Genomic DNA, 18,751 nt, shown 5'->3' on the forward strand with positions numbered 1-18,751 from the left:
CAATCTCTTGTCTGGTGGCGATAGCGAAGAGGTCACACCCGTTCCCATACCGAACACGGAAGTTAAGCTCTTTAGCGCCAATGGTAGTTGGGACTTTGTCCCTGTGAGAGTAGGACGTTGCCAGGCATTTTTATTATCGCGGGGTGGAGCAGTTCGGTAGCTCGTCGGGCTCATAACCCGAAGGTCGCAGGTTCAAATCCTGTCCCCGCAACCAAATTATCTTTTATACATACTTGAATATATTATTACTATCCTTAGGCATAGCCTAAGGATTTTTTGTTTGGCTATATTTATAAACACTTGTTTAGGTTATGATATAAGATAGTGATGCAGATTAATCAGGAGGTTTTTTATGTTACAAAGTAATATTCAAACTTATATTGAAAAAGAAATGAACGTTCAAGGTCAATCTTTATCTCTATATCAAGAAGAAAAGGAATATGCGTTGCAAAAAGAGTTGGTGCCGCAAAACCTGATGATAGAAGAAAAAGAGGCATCTTCACGTTTTAAAGATTCTTATATCGAAAGAGTAGATAAAGAAACGGACGAGCTGATCGCAGAAGAATCTCCTCTTTCGTTTTTAGATACTCCTCTTTCTTACTTAAAAGAACACAGAAGTGAATTTCTATATGTAGAATCAAAATGGTTTGAATTTATTAAGCTTGATGGATGTTCTTTTGAAGTGGATGATGTGTTTGGCACATATAAAGTATTAACGGGGTTACATATGCAAAAAAAATTCGGTTCTGTACTAAAACAATTTTTTGCTAAAGAGCTTAATGACGGCCCAACAAGCGTCCAGCTTTTATTTAATGATAAAGATGGATTATGGGATGTGAATATTGAGTTAGATGCTATAAAAGAGTTTGATGAAAAAATGTCAATAGGTGAAGCTCTTGTTCTTACATATCGCTTTTTCTTTCATCTAGTGGAGTATGTAGAGAACGAAAAAGCTTAAAAATGATGATTACTTTTACTATAAAGATGCTGGGACAAAAGCAGTTTAGTTAACGTTGAACACGAACTATCTATCAAAAATAGATAGTTCGTGTTTTTTAATGGTCATGGTGAACGTAGGTTTCAGTATGAGGTGCTTCTAGCTGTTGGTTGGAGGGCAAGGCTCCATCGCCCGCTCGCGGAAAGCGAAGCCTTGCACGTAAAGCAACAGCGGCGGAACAAGCATCCCAGGTTATTTATCCGGGTTGTTCGTCTTTAGATTGCATTCATTTCGTTATGGCCCAATTTCTTTTTTGATAGGTGATACATAATGAATGTTAAGTGAAGCTGGAAATATATTTACATCTCTATGTTTTTATGGAATGATAAAGAGTATCTTTACATATATGACTGATATGGGTGAAGAACAACTATCAGGAATCTTTCTAGTTTTTTGAGAAAGCAGCCTACATATTAGCTGTTAATAGTACTCCGAGCAAGAAAGCTTCCGTAGGATGAAGTATAATATATACATACAGGAACTATTTTTAACTCTATAAAAAATGTCTGCTGACGTATGGGATTATAAATAAAGAGGGGATGTTCATGTTATTAAGAAAAATAAAGTCTGAAGAATTGGCAGAAGTCTATCAAATGGGATATGCGGCATGGCCTAAAGGCAGGACGTACAAAGAGTATGTTAGAGATAATCAAAAAGAAGAAACATATGGAATTCGGTATGTATATGTAAATGAAGAGAATCAAATTATTGGTTCATTTATTTTGCTTCTTTTACAAACTCCTCGATTAAAGTTTGCTTTGCATGGTATTGGGTCCGTTGTTGTTCATCAGCTTTATCAACGAATGGGGTATGGCCGAGATATGCTTGAAGACTTTTTTAAAAAGATGAAGATAGAGAAGCGCAGCGCTATTTTTATGCTTTATAGCGATATTCTTCCTGAATATTATCATCAGTTTGGGTTTAAGGAGCTCCCTTCTCATTTACAGCGTTATCCTCAATCCATTGCTATGGTAAATTGCAGCGAGTCACAATATGAATACTTAAGTAAGCAGTCCATAGAAGACATACCGGCCTATTTTTAAAAGGTATGTCTTTTTTATAGTATTTATCGGCACAATCGTTTACAGTTTTATGTAAGCGTTTTCTTTATTTGGGAGATGAATGATTTTATTCGTCCTCATAACCGTACGCAAATCGTGCAGTTAATATAAATTTCATTACATAAAAACTTGCTATTATCTTACTAATAACTCTTATCCATTCCATACCATACCGATATGTACGTACGTTTGCTGCTAAGTATAACCATATCAATATAAGGGGGAAGCAGGAAGATGAAACGATTATTTATAGCAGGGATGATTTTTATACTTTTTTTATCTTTGGGTGCTGTATCTTCTTCAGCCGCAGGAAGTTTTACCTCTAAAACATATAACGGAAGGACATACAAACTGTACGTACCTAACGGTTATCAGGGAGATGCTGCTTTACCTCTAGTAGTTATGCTACATGGCTGTACTCAAGACCCTGATCAATTTGCAGCAGGAACCCAAATGAATGAACTGGCGGAGACAGAGAAGTTTCTTGTTCTTTATCCAGAACAACCCTCTTCTGCTAATTCAAATAAGTGTTGGAACTGGTTTGATACAGCTCATCAATCAACGGGAAGCGGTGAACCAGCGTTAATTGCTGGAATGGTCAATCAAATAAAAAGCAGTTATTCAATAGATGCCGACCAAGTCTTTGTTGGAGGGCTATCTGCTGGTGCAGCTATGAGTGTTATTATGGGAGCTACTTATCCAGACATATTTGCGGCTATCAGCGTTGGGGCTGGCTTAGAATATAAAGCAGCGACTAGTGTGACAGGTGCTTATACAGCAATGAGCAGTGGAGGTCCTAATCCTATCCAACAGGGAGATTTAGCTTATTCAGCCATGGGAGATCATAAACGAGTGGTTCCAATTATTTTGTTTCATGGAACAGCTGACTACACTGTTGCGCCTATAAATGCGCATCAAATATTATCGCAATGGGCTCAAACAAATGATAGAGCGTCTGATGGGCTGGATAATAACAATATTGATGATACGGCAGATCAAACTTCAACAGGTACAGTATCTGGTGGAAGAAGCTATACGCAATATATTTACAAAGATACAGCAGGAAAAACAGTAATGGAAAAGTACACGATAGAAGGAATGGGACATGCTTGGTCAGGAGGAAGTACATCTGGTTCTTATACAGATCCTAAAGGACCAAATGCAACTAAATTAAGCTGGAACTTTTTTAAAAGCCATTCGAAAAGTGGTGATGCTCCTAATCCAGGAGATATATCCCCACCGGTTACAACTGCTTCACCAGCGGGAGGAACGTATGGAAGTTCTGTTTCTGTCACATTATCAACCAATGAACCTGCCACCACTTACTATACATTAGATGGAAGCATACCAACTGTTAATTCTCTAAAGTACTCTGAGCCTATTACCATCAACTCTAGCAAAACAATAAAATTTTTTAGTGTAGACGCAGCGGGTAACCAAGAGGAAGTAAAGACGGAAGTTTATCAAATTTCTGGAACTTCAGAGAAATCTTCAGTATTTTCTTCGCTTGCTGCTGAAGATGGATTTATCGGAAACTTATCAGCTGACGGTATGAGTAGTTCTATTCATAAAATTGGGGATAAAGGAATGTACAATACCGACACATACCGAACCATTTTATCTTTTGATACAAGTTCTTTACCTGATGATGCAATCGTTACGGATGTATCTTTAAAAATTTATCGCAAATCTTCAACTGGTAATATTTCATCTTTGAAAGGCGATATTAAAAGCGGTGTATTTGGAACTAGCAGTACTTTAGAACAAATAGATTATCAGGCTTCACCATCTATTTCAGGGGGCTTCCAAATGTCAGTGCCTTCACTCAATAATGGATATACAACTATTCAACTTCCTTCCTCGCTTTGGGGATATATAGATAGGACCGGCAAAACTCAGTTTCGCTTGTCAAGCTCAGGTCCAGCGGACTTTTTAAGTGACGTAGTTGAAATTTATGGGGGCGACAATCCTGCATACGCTCCAACTTTAACTGTTTCATATCAGTAAAAAAACCTTCTAAAAGCTAACTGCTTTTAGAAGGTTTTTTTGCTGATAAGTTACTTTTATCACCGAATACAACTCCAACTTTTTATAGAGTTTTCTTCAAATTTTGACATGATTTTGATGAAATTTAATCATTATTCAAAAATGAATTGTCAGAAATATTACAAGAAAATGTTTAAAATTAATTAAATCCGTAATAAAAGTAAAATATTCCTGTAATGGAAGTGAAATGAACAGGTGGTATCATTCAGTCATTGAGTAAATAAGGAGGTATTCGGAAAATGAAGAAATTTGTATTTACTCTAGGGACAACGGCAATTCTTTCAGCAGGATTTGTAGGTGCAGCATCTGCCTCTACAAGCGGAACGTATGAAGTACAAAAAGGTGACACTTTATGGAAAATCGCTCAAAATCATAATGTGAGCGTAGACGAGCTAAAAGATGCTAATAACTTAACATCAACACTAATTTATCCAAATCAGACACTAAACTTATCTAGCATAAAAGAAATCGTACATACTGTAAAACGTGGTGACACTTTGTGGTCAATCGGTCAACATTATGGCGTAACAGTAGAAGAAATTAAAGAATGGAACGGTTTAACATCAGACTTAGTTTTCCCTGGAGAACAATTTAAAATTAAAACGGCACAAGCAGCTCAATCTCAAACAGCTAGTGCGCCAGTAGCAAAGGCAGCTCCACAAGCGCAGCAGTCTCAAACGGCACAAGCTCAGCAAGAACAAGCAGCACAAGAACAAACGCAAAAAGAACAAGAGCAAGCTCAAGTAGCAGCACAAGCACAGGCAACCCAAGAGCAAGCACAAAAAGAACAAGAGCAAGCTCAAGCAGCACAAGCACAGGCAGCCCAAGAGCAAGCACAAAAAGAACAAGAGCAAGCTCAAGCAGCACAAGCACAGGCAGCACAAGAACAAGCACAAAAAGAACAAGAGCAAGCTCAAGCAGCACAAGCACAGGCAGCCCAAGAGCAAGCGCAAAAAGAACAAGAGCAAGCTCAAGCAGCACAAGCACAGGCAGCACAAGAACAAGCACAAAAAGAACAAGAGCAAGCTCAAGCAGCAGCACAAGCACAGGCAGCCCAAGAGCAGGCACAAAAAGAACAAGAGCAAGCTCAAGCAGCAGCTCAAGAGCAAGCACAAAAAGAACAAGCAGCTCAACAGCAGCAACAGCAGTCTCAACAGCAAGCTAGCGGCAAGTCTATGACTGTTGAAGCAACAGCTTATACAGCTAACTGTGCTGGATGCAGTGGTACGACAGCTACTGGAGTAAATTTAAAATCAAATCCAAATCAACGAGTAATTGCGGTTGATCCTAGCGTTATTCCATTAGGTTCAAAAGTATACGTTGAAGGTTATGGTCAAGCTGTAGCGGCAGATACGGGTGGCGCAATTAAAGGAAATCGAATTGATGTATTCGTTTCTTCAGATAGTGCTGCACAAGACTGGGGCAGAAGATCAGTTAAAATTACAGTTATCGACTAATACTAGTCTTATAGAATAGAAATAAAAAGAGATGTCTTTTAGGAGACATCTCTTTTTTACGTTTAAAATGAACGTTTGAAAAAAATTAGGTCCGGGCATACTGAAATTTATAGTAGGAATTAGTTTGTTATATTAGTAATTATTTCTTGATTTATATACAATGTTTGAGTGGCCTAAAAAGCTGAAAATATGTCAGGAGTATAGAAATATGAAACTTTATAAAAAAATGGCTTTACTAATAGTGCTGGGTGTGATCGCAGGATTCTCGTATCTAGGCTATCAAGGATTATTTCAGCACGACGATCATTTGAACACGTCTGATCATAATCCTTTATCTTCTTCTAAACAGAAGCAAAATAGCATAGAAGTTGTTGGGAACCCCGAATCCATTGCCGTGCTAGTAAATAAACAAAATCTTCTTCCTGATCACTATGAACCCACTGACCTTGTATACCCAGACGTTCGGTTTATATTTAAAGAAAAAATTGAAAAGCGACAAATGCGTACAGAAGCAGCAAAAGCGTTAGAAAGAATGTTTTCAGCTGCTGAACGAGAAGGGATTTACCTAGCCGGTGTTTCCGCTTATCGTTCTCAAATTCGCCAGGAATCTCTTTATCAAGCGTACATAAAGCAAGATGGAGAAGCGGCAGCCAGTCATTATAGCGCCCATCCAGGCAGCAGTGAGCATCAGACTGGTTTAAGTATAGATGTATCAAGCAGCACAGGTAAGTGTGCGGCTCAAGATTGTTTTAAAGAGACTCCTGAAGCCAAATGGATTGAAAGAAATTCATATAAATACGGATACATTGTTCGCTATCCAGAGGGAAAGCAGCAGATTACGGGTTATAAATATGAGCCGTGGCATATACGATTTGTCGGAAAAGAACTCGCCTCTAAAGTGTATAAAAAAGGAATTACGTTAGAAGAATATTATAATGACTACATGCAAGTTGATAATCCAGTTCAATAAAAAAGAAGAGTTATATAAACTCTTCTTTTTTTGTATTGCTGGAATATACCCTTACTTTAAAAGTTGGAACGAGGGAAAGAGAGATGAACCACGGGATGCTATATCCTATGCCTTACTAGTAAAAGAGTTAACGCTTATAAATTATAATGAATTTTGTGATAAAGAATACTCATGTTCGTTTTCATTTCCCTTCACATATTCTACAAAAAAGGGAGGTGAAAGAAAATGAGTTTTTACGGAGGTTATGGTTATGGATACGGATACGGAGCAGGTCACGGAAGTAGCTTTGCGTTAATCGTTGTGCTATTTATTTTGCTAATTATCATCGGTGCTTCATGGGCAGGGCACTATTAATAAGGTGTCTATAAATAAACTCCCTTGAAATAATTCAAGGGAGTTATCTGTTTTTATCTATAATTAGGTAACTGTAAGTACGAAGTGCTTACATATCCTTTAAAGCCGTTGTATTCTACAAAAGCCCAATCAAATGAAAGCTTGTTATCTTTGGAGTAGCCCCAAGCTAAGAAGCTGACGCTTTTTCCTTTAGGAATAGTTGTTACAACTTTGTTGCTTGTGCTAGGCCCTGTACGTAAATTAAGGTTAGCAGCTGTACGAACAGTAGTAGGGACTTTCATTAAATAGGAAGTACTGATATATCCGGTGCCGCCAATTATTTTAATGGCAGCCCAGTCTGCATTTACAAACTTGACTACTTCGATTTGATCTTTTTTTCTTAATGTATCAAGAATCTTTCCCTGAGTGCTAGGCTTTGAACGTATATTAAGTACGTTTGCGGTCACTTCATATACGCTGAACGGTGCGTTTATTTTTTCTGCTGCACTTGCTGTTTGCTCGTGAGTGAATGGCAGTGTTCCAGATAGGGATGAAAAAGCAAAGCCCGCTGCTAATGCAAAAACCGATATAGATTTTGTAATTGTCTTCATACAAATATCCAACTCCTTAGTGAAATAGGTAATGACTTTTCTATAACACTAAGAATAAGGGTTACTTGTTTCTAAATTGTTACCAACATATATCCCAGTTGTAAATTTATAAAAGGTCTGTAAAAAGGTTTATTTCACAGACCTTTTAATAGCTTTATTGTTACTCCTCCTCGCGATCTTCCGTTGATTTGTAAAAAGAAAAATATACAAAAACAGATAGTACTGTTCCATAAATGCTCCACAAAGCTAAGGCAAAAATAAATTCTTTCTGCAGGCAATAAATAATCGTTAAAGCAACTAGTGCAATAAAACTTATTAAAATGGTCTTTTTCATAAGCACCCCGCCTATTTAGTTTGATTACTCTATATGCTTTTTGATCTTGCTTTTACCCTATAATTATTCGACTATTGCGCTAAAGATGAAAGGAAAAAGTTAAATAAAGCCGAACTTATAATAAAAAGAGAGATGAAGGAGGATACGTATGTTAGCACAACATGTACTAGAAGATATACAGAAACTACAGTCTATTTGCGAACAAGAAGAACATATAGAGCTGAAGCTGAATTTTGATATGTTACGAAGTCGAAAACAAAATGAAGTTAACGATTTTTTTCATTATGAAGATAATCAGCTTGTTGGATTTATTGGTCTTTATGGGTTTGGGAATACAGTAGAAATATGCGGAATGGTCGCTCCTAGCTATCGCCGAAAAAGGATTTTTTCAAAGCTGTTTTCTCAAGCTTTACATATATGTAAAAAGCGCGGGTATACAGAGATTTTATTGAATGCTCCTGGCGATTCGGTTTCAGGCAGGGAGTTCTTAAAGCAAATTCCATGTTCATTTACTTTTTCAGAATATCAAATGAAGTGGACAGAAAAAGAATTGGAAGATGATAATCCCTTTGTTACACTTCGCTCTTCCCAATCAGATACCGATATGAAAATGGAAATGCAAGTTGATGTGGAATGCTTTGGTATGTCTTTAACAGAAGCAGCTGCTTATTATGAACAAACGAAAACGGAAGAACAGCAAAATCATTTTATCGTAGAGTACAATAATCAAGCGGTTGGAAAGTTAAGGGTATCTTATGATAAAAGCGAAGCATGGATTTATGGATTTGGTATTTTACCTTCTTATCAAAAATTGGGAATAGGAAAAGCTGCTTTAAAACAAGTTGTTTTAAAGCAGCTTCGGCTAGGATATGATATATTTCTTGAGGTTGAAGCGAAAAACAAACGCGCTTTGCAACTCTACGAAACATGCGGTTTCAATTCATATCACGTGCAGGATTATTACGTATACAGCTTGTAGATAAAAAACACGGAAATCTTAGATTTTCGTGTTTTTTATTTATATATTAGATGATATGTGCTTTTTTGAGCAAATAATGAGAAAGTAGAGAAAAAGTGATATGCCCGTTGATAGAAACAGGGAAGACCATACAAACATGATAGGAGCGCTGCAAGTAAGGATACACGTAAGAATACCTCCAATAAATGCTTTTCTAAATAATTAATAAGCCGTATACCCCAGGCTAATACTGACAAATACATTGGTGAGGCTAAGAAAAATAAAAGAAAAAAAACAAATTATTTCCCCCTTATTTTTAATACACAATAAAAAGAAATATTTCACATTTTTAGCGTAGCAAAAAAGAAAGAAACAATAAAATTTGGATCCTAAAGGTGAAAAAGCAAGCCATCTGTGTTATGTATAGTAAGGTGAATGAGAACGTTAAAAAAGGGAATGAGTTAATAAAGCGATGTAGTAGAAAGAAAGGAGTAAAAGGATGGAATTTGCCCATATCTTTACACTAAGTGTATCTGTTGTAACAGCTATTAATATTTTATTAGCCGGTATTCTTATTTTCATCGAACGAAGGGATATAGGATCGACATGGGCGTGGCTTCTTATTTTATTTTTTATACCGATTGTCGGCTTTATTGTATATCTATTCTTTGGAAGACAGCTAAAACAGAAGAACTTTTATAAGTTATCATCTGATGAGCGGGAATATTTAAGATCTTCAGTAGATGAACAACTAAAAGAACTTAAAGCTACCCATGAATATCGAAATGATTTATTGATTCAACATAATAAACTGCTGTTCACTAATTTAAATTCTTCTAAGTCACTCGTGCGCACAGACAATGAAATTGATATCTTTAGTGATGGTAATCAGAAATTTGATGCATTGTTTGAGGACATTCGAAATGCTAAAAAAGAAATTAATATTCAATATTATATTATTCAACGAGATAATCTTGGGAAAAAATTAAGAGATGAGCTAACAAAAAAAGCAAAAGAAGGCATAAAGGTTCGCGTTCTTTATGATGAAGTAGGATCTAGAAAAATGACGCCATCATTTTTTAAGGAGCTTATTTCATATGGCGGCGAAGCACAGGCGTTTTTCCCTTCAATTCTTCGCTTAATCAATTTTCGGATTAACAATCGAAATCATCGAAAGCTTTGTATTATTGATGGTGAAGTAGCATACATAGGAGGATTTAACATAGGAGATGAATATTTAGGGCTAGATCCAAAAATGGGTTATTGGAGAGACACTCATTTTCGCATTAAAGGAGAGTCAGTGAACGATATTCAAGGGAGATTCATTTTAGATTGGCATCAAGCAACAAAACAGCCAATTGAACTGGAACAATTTTTGCATCGTACAGAAACTCATTCTGGAACGGTTCCTGTACAAATTGTAGCAAGCGGGCCAAACTCGACTACTCAGCATCTGAAAAACATGTATATCTCATTGATTATGTCGGCCAAAGAAAGTGTGTACCTTCAAACGCCTTACTTTATTCCAGACGCAAGCTTTATGGATGCTTGTAAAATTGCTTTATTATCTGGAGTAGAGATTCATATTATGATTCCAAACAAACCCGATCATCTTTTTGTTTATTGGGCTACGTGGTCTCATGTAGGCGAACTGCTGACGTATGGTGCAAATATTTATCTCTATGAAAAAGGCTTTTTGCATGCTAAAACGATTGTAGTAGATAATGAAGTGTCTTCTGTAGGAACGACGAATATTGATCCACGAAGTTTCAGCCTTAATTTTGAAGTGAATGCAGTTGTATATGACCAGCCTATTGCGGAAAAGTTGCAGAACCTGTTTCTTGAAGATGTGCAATGCAGTTCAAAATTAACGTTTGAACGATATAAAGAGCGCTCTCTTCTTATAAAATTTAAAGAAGCGGTATCTCGCTTACTGTCACCAATTTTATAATAAAAATCATTGATATCATGAAACAGGCTTGAATTTTTAGATTCAAGTCTGTTGTTTTATTGGTTTCTCCTTGTAAGGAGAGCGAGAGATAAAGTTAAAAAGTTTTACTAAAAAATCCAAGGGTATTAATACTATAACAAGCTAAAAAATGATAATACCTAGGAGGAATAGAAAATGACAAAAAATGTAGTAGGTACGTATGATTCAGAGGCAGCCGTTATTACAGCGATTCGAAATTTAAAAACACAGGGATATCCGGATAGTGCACTTTCTGTTTTGACAAACAGTGGCCTGAGTCATGAAAATACAGAAGCGATTGAGCATTCTGCAGGAATTGATGTGCAAACAGTTGATACAGATCAACACTCAAAACACCATCAATCCTTTATGGAGAAAATAAAAAATGCTTTTAATCCGTCTGAAGAAAAAATGGATCAAGATGTTAATCGAATCGAAAATCAATTAACCGAATATGGTGTACCTGCTGCAGAAGCTTCCTCATATGTATCTGATCTTAAAAAAGGAAAAGTTTTGCTGATGGTAGATGCAGTTGAGCATGATAAACACAATTCAGCTCTAGGGCAAACAGTGACACCTGCTGAAAAATCAGCTGATCCAATGAATGAAAAAACGTTATACGGCAATCACGAAAATAAAATAAGGTAATGTTGAAGTAATCAAATGCGATAGTAAAAGACTGCGTTCTTAAATAAAAGCTAGTTAACGAAAGGAAGGGGACCGATGAGAAATCTAGAAAAAACGGAATATGAACTTGACTATTTAAAACAGCAGCAAGAAGTTAATCAAGAGCTCATCAAAGTTTCACAGTCTCTTGTCGCTACGTTAAAACAGTATGAAGAAGAACCTAACAATACAGATGTGTTAGCTGTAATCGCTGATTTAGAAGGTCAGCAAGAACAGCTCAAAGCAAAGACCGAAAAGATATCTGAAGAGCTTGCACATTTATAAAGTGAGATAAAAGAAGTTCCTATAAAAGGAACTTCTTTTTATGTTGTATTATACACAATCTATTGTGAGAGAAAGAGAATTTTATATACCCGGATGTTAACGTTATGGGGATAGTGGTTTTGTTTTAGATACATATAGATGAGAAGGAAAGCGATAAGAGATTATATAAAAATGGGAAAAGGAAGGACGGTTATTCGCTCTTCCTCCAGCCGTATTGCTTATGATAGTGATTTAGAAACGTCCGCCGCCAAGTTGCTGTTCAGCCATTTGCACAAGACGTTTTGTGATTTCGCCGCCTACTGAGCCGTTTGCGCGTGCAGTTGCGTCAGGACCAAGAGTTACGCCAAATTCGCTAGCGATCTCATATTTCATTTGATCGATTGCTTGTTGAGCACCGTGTACTGCTAATTCGTTGCTGCTCTTATTTCTGCTGTTTGCCATCATAATCAACTCCTTTTATAAGGTTAAGATTATGATTTGATTAATAGATAGCTTTTATACATAAAATAAAAAAATTTTTTCAAGGATTTATAGAATATGCTTATTGGAATATAGTTACAAAATTTTCCGCTAGGCAACGGAAAATAATTATGTGTAGAAAGAGAGAGAGGTCACGTAAAATAGAACACAAGTAAGTAAGCGGTTACATATTATTCGGAATAGAAAGAGAATTTTAATATTCCTATTCTATTTAAAAGGAGGAGATTTTCTATGTATCAAAGGTTAAAAAAGTCTGTACTATTGGCTATTACATTGAGTTTAGCAATTGGCATTGTACTCTCTTATGAGAAAGCAGCGCTGGCGAAGCAGACGCACGAAAAAGCTACATCCTATCGTACAGTGACAGAGATTTATGATTGGGGAGCGGCGATCACAAAAATTATTATTGACTTAGGTGAACCTGTTCCAACTAATTCACTTACAAAAGAAACGTTTAAGGTGCATGTGGCTCGAAGTGATAGTCGATTAAAACCGTCTTTATTGGAACAAGGAGATCGTACAGTAAAAAAAGCCTATGTATCTGATAAAGATGGACAACCAGCCGTACATAATGGAAAATATGCAGTTTTAGAAATGGAAGTTGGACCAGCTGTTTCATTAGGAGCACCACTAAATTATGATGAATATGGTACAGGGTTAAATGCATGGATAGACAGTCAATATACCATTACTCAGCAAAAAGATATCGTAACAAAGAAAGGAAAGTTGTCAGGGCTTGTAGTGAAACAGTTTGCGGGAGAGAAAAGAGAGCTCGTAGATGATTTTACCATTCAAAAAGGTATATATCATAATATGGAATTGGCATACGCAAGTCATGCGCCGGCAAAGGATAAGAAAAAGAATCCATTAATTATTTGGCTACATGGTGGAGGAGAAGGAGGAACAGATGCAACAATTCCCTTATCTGCCAATAAAGCTGTTAGTTTTGTCACAAAAGAAACTCAGGCTTATTTTGAAGGTGCCTACGTTTTAGTACCGCAAGCGCCAACAAAATGGATGGATGGTTATACAGCTGAAGCGGATGGAACTTCTATTTATAAAGAATCACTGATGGCTTTAATTCAAGAATATGTTTCTAAAAACCCTGATATTGATCCAAATAGAATCTATATCGGAGGAGCATCTAACGGCGGATATATGACTATGCTCATGATTCGTGATTATCCCAACTACTTTGCAGCAGCATTTCCGGTATGTGAAGGACTAAATGATAGATTAATTACGGATCAAGATATTGAAAAGATGAAAGAAACGCCTATTTGGTTCGTAGCCGCTAAGAATGATACGGTTCTTCCGCCAAACATTAACACTCTTCCAACTTATGAACGTTTGGTGAAAAGACATACAAATAATGTTTATTTATCACTATTTGAAGATGTGCATGACACCACAGGTTTGTATAAAAATAATGATGGTTCGCCCTATCAGTATAATGGACATTCATCTTGGATATATCTGTATAATAATGAACCCAACGCTAAAATAAACGGCAGCACAACAAGCATAATGGAATGGATGAGTAAACAATCGTTGAAAAATTAATCATTTTAAAAAAAGCTGTTGAACGTTGAACAGCTTTTTTATTTCTCTTTTACAACGAAAGACTGTATCTAAAATAAACGATTGAATACTTTCGTGATAAAATAAAGGAAGAGATCACGAAGAAAGGAACAGTGAAAGTGAAACCAACCATTTACGATGTTGCGAAAAAAGCAGGGGTATCGATAGCCACTGTATCCAAAGTAATCAATCAAACAGGCCGTATTAGTGAAAAAACGATAAAAAAAGTGAATAAAGTAATGATGGAATTAGATTATCAGCCTAGCAGTGTTGCAGCGGCGTTAACAGGAAAAAAGACGTATACGATCGGTGTTCTAGTTCCTGATATCTCGAATCCTTTTTTTGCAGAGGTAGCAAGAGCTTTTGAAAATAGTGCTAGAGCAGCGGGATACACGCTTTTTTTATGCAGTACAGATCATCAAACTGCGCGCGAGCATGAATATATAGATCTTTTATTTAAAAAACAAGTAGATGGAATCATTATCGCAACCGAACTAAATGATACGAAGCTCGTAAAGAAGATTGTGAAGCATGATGTACCGCTTGTATTGTTTTCAGTTGACCATCCTTCTATCTCAACGCATGTAGTGACAATTGATAACGTTCGCGGAGGATATATCGCAGGTACGTATTTAATAGAAAAAGGTCATCAATCGGTAACGATTATGACTGAAAAAGATAGAAAAAGCAGTGAGGGGCGATTAGCAGGATTTAAACAAGCGCTCACAGAAGCAAATTTATCACTAGAAAACCAGTCCATTATCAGCTGTTATTCAACAGTAGAGGATAGCAGGAGAGCAAGTAAACAGCTGCTTTCCTTACCTAATAGGCCAACAGCAGTCTTTGCATGTACAGATCTAATTGGTGTATCGCTCATAAACGAGGCAAGAAAGCAGGGGCTTTCAATTCCGGGAGATCTGTCGGTAATTGGATTCGATAATACGATTTATGCCGATATTGCTGAGCCCGGTTTGACAACGATTGAACAACCCATTTCTCAGATGGCTACTAGTACGTTTGAACAGCTGTTAAAGTCTATGAAAAAAGAAGAGCATGCGAAACAGCGAGTAACGATTATTCCCGAACTAGTAGAACGTGCGTCGGTAAAAAAGTTATAAAATAGAGAAGGTAAAAAAGCTGCAGGTGTTGAGGCACCTGCAGCTTTTTCTGCTTAAGCATATTTATAGAGAGACCGGACTTTTGACTTCGTTTATTGTTTCGCCTTTAATAGTTGTCTCTGTTGGAATCGTAAGGAAACCAGTTAGAAAAGCACCAAAGAAGTATAAGCAAGCAAATATCCAAATTACGCCGCCCGTGCCCAAAAGACCAATAAAAACGGTCACAATTAAAGGACCTACAAAAGCAGAAAGTCCAGATCCTAAGTTCAACACAGACATTGCAGCTCCTTTATTCTCCGGAGCTAAAGAAGGCACTAACGCTGTAAGAGGGACATAACCTGCTAGTGTTGCACCGTAACAGCATGCGACAATCATCATTACCCAATAATTATGTCCGAAGAATTGCGGTACATAGTAAAGAGCAAGTGTTACAATTCCGCATCCAACTCCGCCAAACCATTTGATTGTATTTACCCAGCCAAACTTATCTCCAACAATACCAAAAATAATATTAAAAGCCATATTCACAAAAAACAATGTACCCCAGATTTGCAACCATTCACTCATCGTAAAATCATGTTTCATCATATATGTTGGTAAGAAAACAACAAATCCAAATTGAGCAGCAGAGTTAATAATCTTTACGATGCCGCCGATCCCTACTTTAGGGTTCTCAAATGCAATTGTAATCCCTTTCATTAATTCTTTTGTTTTATTATCGTTTACTTTTTGTACGGTAAACTTGTCTTTATTCATAATAATCGAAAAGATTCCACCAATCAAAACAAAAAGTAAACCACTCCACAAGGTAGCGATTTCTCCAATTTTTGGAACCATATAACTTGAGTAAAAGGCTCCGATTACGCTTAATCCAAGCTGGAAGACAAACCAAAACCAGCCTACTGCTTTTGAAAGCATTTCCTGGGGCGTTCGGTAAGACACCCAGACCAAGAATGAGTAAGCAAATAAAGGGTAACCAAATCCTCTAAGAGCATAACAAATTAGTATAATTGTGTAATTCATAATATGAAGTCCTAAACCTATAAATCCAATTGAACCAATAATAAAGGATATCAAGCCGAATGCCATGGCTTTTCTAGGACCCCACAGCTGAACCAGTACGCCGGAGAACCAGGAAGAAACAGAAACCGTAATGCCGTAAACAGTAAACAGTAAAGCAGCATGTTCAATGGTTAAACCTCGTTCTACAAGATAAGGAGATAACCATCCTTGTTCTAAACCATCGCCAATCATAAAAACAATAATACCTATGTATCCCCACGTTAAATGAGAAGGGATCCCAATCCTGTCTAAAGCCGTTTTTCTGGAAATAAATTCATTCATTTTCCACACCACCAGATCGATTATTTTGTGTAAAACATCAAACTAATTTGGTTAAGCGCTTAATCTATTTGATAAAAAGTATACGCTTACATTTTTTGAACGTCAATTAAAATTTTAAATATATATAATTTTCAATCAAATGATTTTAATCATAAAAATATTAGTATGCAAGGCAATAATCACTGAATTCATGATAAAAATACTTAAATATAGAGAATTTCTTTATATTTCATCGATAAATAGATAAAAAATAAAAATAGTTTTTTATAGTATGCGTTTAGAATGTTAAAAAACAAATATTCTAAATAATCTATAAAAAATGTTTGCATTTCAGAAAACGTTATGTATAATTGGAATCAGGAAAGCGCTTAACCTATGTAGAGGTTTGAGCGAATGTTTTCTTAACTTTTAATTAAAGGGGAAAATAAGATGGGGATTCTTACAATTGGAATAATTGGTGCTGGACGCATAGGGAAATTACACGTTGATAATTTAAAATTAATTCCGCAAATAAAAATTAAAGCGGTTTCAGATGTGGTAGTAGACCATTTACATGAATGGGCTGCAAGTAAAGAAATTTCGACGTTAACAACAAATTATCAAGATTTATTAGCTGATCCAGAAATTGATGCCGTTTTCATTTGTTCGCCAACAAATACGCACGCATCGATTATTAAAGAAGCAGCTCGAGCGAAAAAGCATATTTTCTGTGAAAAGCCCGTTAGTTTTTCAGTAGAAGAAACAATCCAAGCGTTAGAAGTAGTAAAAGAACATGGCGTGCAGCTTCAAGTTGGCTTTAACCGACGCTTTGATCCCAACTTTAAAAAAGTGCATGATCTTGTACAGCAAGGAGAAGTAGGACAGCCGCACATTTTAAAAATCACCTCCAGAGATCCTCAGCCTCCGAGTCCGGAATACGTTCGCGCTTCAGGAGGATTGTTCATGGATATGATGATTCATGATTTTGATATGGCTCGTTATGTAATGGACAGTGAAGTAATTGAAGTATCGGCTTACGGCACGACGCTCATCGATCCTGCTATTGAAGAAGCGGGAGATATAGATACGGCAATTGTATCATTAAAATTTGCAAATGGAGCTTTAGGTGTAATTGATAACAGTCGTCAAGCTGTCTACGGTTACGACCAGCGCCTTGAAGTTTTTGGTGAAAAAGGTGCCGCTGCTGCTGACAATTGCCGTCCTACTACAGTAGAAATATCAACAGGCGAAAGTGTAGTCAAAGAGAAGCCGCTGTATTTCTTTCTTGAGCGCTATACACAAGCGTACATAGCGGAAGTGACACAGTTTGCAAGAGCAATTATGGAAAAACAAAGCGTTATTTGTACAGGGAACGACGGATTACAAGCAGAACGAATTGCTAAAGCAGCAAAAGAATCTTTACTATCCGGGCAGCCAGTAAAGATTGAACATAAAAAATACGCAGTGAATTAATGACGGTAAACGTGGGGATGAAAGAAATTGGTCTTTCTACCCTTTTAGGAAAGCGCTTAACTAAGGAGGAGTAAAGATGAATCCGCTTGTTTTTAAAGAAAATCGTGATTTAGATTTTATCGCTATCGGCCGCTTATGTATTGATTTAAATGCAAATGAAACACAGCGTCCAATGGAAGAGACTAAAACATTTACTAAATATGTAGGAGGCTCTCCGGCTAATATTGCGATTGGAGCAGCAAGGCTAGGCTTAAAAACCGGCTTTATCGGAAAAGTATCAGATGATCAAATGGGACGCTTCATTACGGATTATCTGCAAAAAAATAAGATTAATACAGATAGCATTGTTATTGATAAAACTGGGGCCGTAACAGGGCTAGCTTTTACGGAAATCAAAAGTCCTACAGATTGCAGTATCTTAATGTATCGTGATAACGTAGCGGATTTAAAACTAGATCCTACAGAAGTATCAGAAGAATATATTAAGAAGTCAAAGGCTCTTTTAATATCTGGAACGGCTCTTGCGCAAAGTCCTTCTCGTGAAGCAGTGTTTTTAGCGCTAGAACACGCACGCAAGCATGAAGTTGTAGTGTTTTTTGATATCGATTATCGTCCATATACATGGGAATCCGAAGCTGAAACGGCAGTCTATTTTAATTTAGCCGCTGAAAAATCAGATGTAATTATTGGTACGCGAGAAGAGTTTGACATGATGGAAAACCTTTTAAATTATAAAGAATCTAATGATCAAGTAACAGCAGAGCGCTGGTTTTCTCACCATGCTCAAATCGTCGTGATTAAGCACGGTGGAGAAGGGTCTATTGCCTATACAAGAGATGGTAAGTCTCACCGCGGAGGAATATTTAAAACAAAAGTTCTGAAAACGTTTGGCGCTGGTGATTCCTATGCTTCAGCCTTTATTTACGGATTGATGCAAGGGCTGGAAATTCCACAGGCAATGCGATTGGGGGGTGCCTCCGCATCGATTGTCATTTCAAAACACAGCTGTTCAGATGCTATGCCGACAAGCATTGAGCTCTTCAACTTTATGGAGACAGCAACGGAAGTTTTGCAGGAAGCTTAATAAAC

The 18,751-nt window shown here is 36.8% G+C and carries 18 protein-coding genes, 1 tRNA gene and 1 rRNA gene; 16 read left to right on the top strand and 4 right to left on the bottom strand.

The genetic code is table 11. From position 1 onward, the window contains the following. The first annotated feature begins 10 nt into the window (after nucleotides 1–10). The 8 genes from rrf to MMB68_RS23825 all read left to right on the top strand — a co-directional run bounded on the left by rrf (nucleotide 11) and on the right by MMB68_RS23825 (nucleotide 6,885). A 5S ribosomal RNA gene (gene rrf, locus MMB68_RS23790) occupies nucleotides 11–126 on the top strand. An 11-nt stretch (nucleotides 127–137) separates the two neighbouring features. Continuing rightward, nucleotides 138–214 (top strand) — tRNA-Met (locus MMB68_RS23795). 138 nt (nucleotides 215–352) lie between these two features. Then, nucleotides 353–958: a hypothetical protein gene (locus MMB68_RS23800; RefSeq protein WP_033580913.1), complete on the top strand. Its 606-nt coding sequence runs from the start codon at nucleotides 353–355 to the stop codon at nucleotides 956–958. Nucleotides 959–1,542: 584 nt separating this feature from the next. Beyond that, nucleotides 1,543–2,040: a GNAT family N-acetyltransferase gene (locus MMB68_RS23805; RefSeq protein ID WP_013055206.1), complete on the top strand. Its 498-nt coding sequence runs from the start codon at nucleotides 1,543–1,545 to the stop codon at nucleotides 2,038–2,040. A 252-nt stretch (nucleotides 2,041–2,292) separates the two neighbouring features. Further along, entirely contained in the window at nucleotides 2,293–4,065 is a 1,773-nt protein-coding gene (locus MMB68_RS23810; RefSeq protein ID WP_277549432.1) for an extracellular catalytic domain type 1 short-chain-length polyhydroxyalkanoate depolymerase, read from the top strand. A 278-nt stretch (nucleotides 4,066–4,343) separates the two neighbouring features. Beyond that, on the top strand, nucleotides 4,344–5,561 hold the full coding sequence (locus MMB68_RS23815) for a LysM peptidoglycan-binding and 3D domain-containing protein (RefSeq protein ID WP_277549433.1): 1,218 nt from the start codon (nucleotides 4,344–4,346) through the stop codon (nucleotides 5,559–5,561). 208 nt (nucleotides 5,562–5,769) lie between these two features. Continuing rightward, nucleotides 5,770–6,531 carry a M15 family metallopeptidase gene (locus tag MMB68_RS23820; protein ID WP_269871642.1) on the top strand — a complete coding sequence of 254 codons (762 nt, stop codon included), beginning with the start codon at nucleotides 5,770–5,772 and terminating at the stop codon, nucleotides 6,529–6,531. A 225-nt stretch (nucleotides 6,532–6,756) separates the two neighbouring features. Next, entirely contained in the window at nucleotides 6,757–6,885 is a 129-nt protein-coding gene (locus MMB68_RS23825) for a YjcZ family sporulation protein (protein ID WP_013055210.1), read from the top strand. A gap of 53 nt (nucleotides 6,886–6,938) precedes the next feature. Here the strand turns inward: MMB68_RS23825 and MMB68_RS23830 are convergent, their stop codons facing one another. Both MMB68_RS23830 and MMB68_RS23835 read right to left on the bottom strand, forming a co-directional pair. After that, the gene (locus MMB68_RS23830; RefSeq protein ID WP_264408844.1) at nucleotides 6,939–7,475 is read right to left on the bottom strand and encodes an SH3 domain-containing protein; all 537 of its coding nucleotides are present in this window, start codon (nucleotides 7,473–7,475) and stop codon (nucleotides 6,939–6,941) included. A 160-nt stretch (nucleotides 7,476–7,635) separates the two neighbouring features. Then, on the bottom strand, nucleotides 7,636–7,809 hold the full coding sequence (locus MMB68_RS23835) for a hypothetical protein (RefSeq protein ID WP_013081589.1): 174 nt from the start codon (nucleotides 7,807–7,809) through the stop codon (nucleotides 7,636–7,638). 148 nt (nucleotides 7,810–7,957) lie between these two features. Between MMB68_RS23835 and MMB68_RS23840 the strand changes: the two genes are divergently transcribed. From MMB68_RS23840 to MMB68_RS23855, 4 genes are all read left to right on the top strand, one after another. Next, nucleotides 7,958–8,788 carry a GNAT family N-acetyltransferase gene (locus MMB68_RS23840; RefSeq protein WP_264408845.1) on the top strand — a complete coding sequence of 277 codons (831 nt, stop codon included), beginning with the start codon at nucleotides 7,958–7,960 and terminating at the stop codon, nucleotides 8,786–8,788. 478 nt (nucleotides 8,789–9,266) lie between these two features. Next, nucleotides 9,267–10,718, top strand: coding sequence for a cardiolipin synthase (cls, locus tag MMB68_RS23845; protein WP_277549434.1), 1,452 nt, complete (start codon nucleotides 9,267–9,269; stop codon nucleotides 10,716–10,718). Between the two features lie 174 nt (nucleotides 10,719–10,892). Then, nucleotides 10,893–11,384, top strand: a complete 492-nt coding sequence (locus tag MMB68_RS23850) for a YflT domain-containing protein (protein ID WP_277549435.1) — start codon at nucleotides 10,893–10,895, stop codon at nucleotides 11,382–11,384. 75 nt (nucleotides 11,385–11,459) lie between these two features. Next, nucleotides 11,460–11,687 (top strand): hypothetical protein, encoded by a 228-nt coding sequence (locus MMB68_RS23855; RefSeq protein ID WP_221785201.1) that lies wholly within the window; start codon nucleotides 11,460–11,462, stop codon nucleotides 11,685–11,687. Nucleotides 11,688–11,918: 231 nt separating this feature from the next. Here MMB68_RS23855 and MMB68_RS23860 read toward each other — a convergent pair whose 3' ends face one another. Continuing rightward, nucleotides 11,919–12,128: an alpha/beta-type small acid-soluble spore protein gene (locus MMB68_RS23860; protein WP_025753598.1), complete on the bottom strand. Its 210-nt coding sequence runs from the start codon at nucleotides 12,126–12,128 to the stop codon at nucleotides 11,919–11,921. Nucleotides 12,129–12,398: 270 nt separating this feature from the next. On the opposite strand from MMB68_RS23860, the gene MMB68_RS23865 reads away from it, so the two are divergent. Together MMB68_RS23865 and MMB68_RS23870 are read left to right on the top strand one after the other, a co-directional pair. Then, on the top strand, nucleotides 12,399–13,730 hold the full coding sequence (locus MMB68_RS23865; RefSeq protein WP_221785200.1) for a prolyl oligopeptidase family serine peptidase: 1,332 nt from the start codon (nucleotides 12,399–12,401) through the stop codon (nucleotides 13,728–13,730). Nucleotides 13,731–13,867: 137 nt separating this feature from the next. After that, nucleotides 13,868–14,866 carry a LacI family DNA-binding transcriptional regulator gene (locus tag MMB68_RS23870; protein WP_277448571.1) on the top strand — a complete coding sequence of 333 codons (999 nt, stop codon included), beginning with the start codon at nucleotides 13,868–13,870 and terminating at the stop codon, nucleotides 14,864–14,866. 63 nt (nucleotides 14,867–14,929) lie between these two features. Here the strand turns inward: MMB68_RS23870 and MMB68_RS23875 are convergent, their stop codons facing one another. Then, nucleotides 14,930–16,210, bottom strand: coding sequence for an MFS transporter (locus MMB68_RS23875; RefSeq protein ID WP_277549437.1), 1,281 nt, complete (start codon nucleotides 16,208–16,210; stop codon nucleotides 14,930–14,932). A gap of 429 nt (nucleotides 16,211–16,639) precedes the next feature. On the opposite strand from MMB68_RS23875, the gene iolG reads away from it, so the two are divergent. Continuing rightward, the gene (gene iolG, locus MMB68_RS23880; RefSeq protein WP_277549438.1) at nucleotides 16,640–17,662 is read left to right on the top strand and encodes an inositol 2-dehydrogenase; all 1,023 of its coding nucleotides are present in this window, start codon (nucleotides 16,640–16,642) and stop codon (nucleotides 17,660–17,662) included. A 76-nt stretch (nucleotides 17,663–17,738) separates the two neighbouring features. Continuing rightward, nucleotides 17,739–18,746 carry a 5-dehydro-2-deoxygluconokinase gene (gene iolC / locus MMB68_RS23885; protein ID WP_264408849.1) on the top strand — a complete coding sequence of 336 codons (1,008 nt, stop codon included), beginning with the start codon at nucleotides 17,739–17,741 and terminating at the stop codon, nucleotides 18,744–18,746. Nucleotides 18,747–18,751 lie beyond the last annotated feature (5 nt).

Origin of the sequence: Priestia sp. Y58 (assembly GCF_029522095.1) — a bacterium.
Classification (GTDB): domain Bacteria; phylum Bacillota; class Bacilli; order Bacillales; family Bacillaceae_H; genus Priestia; species Priestia megaterium_E.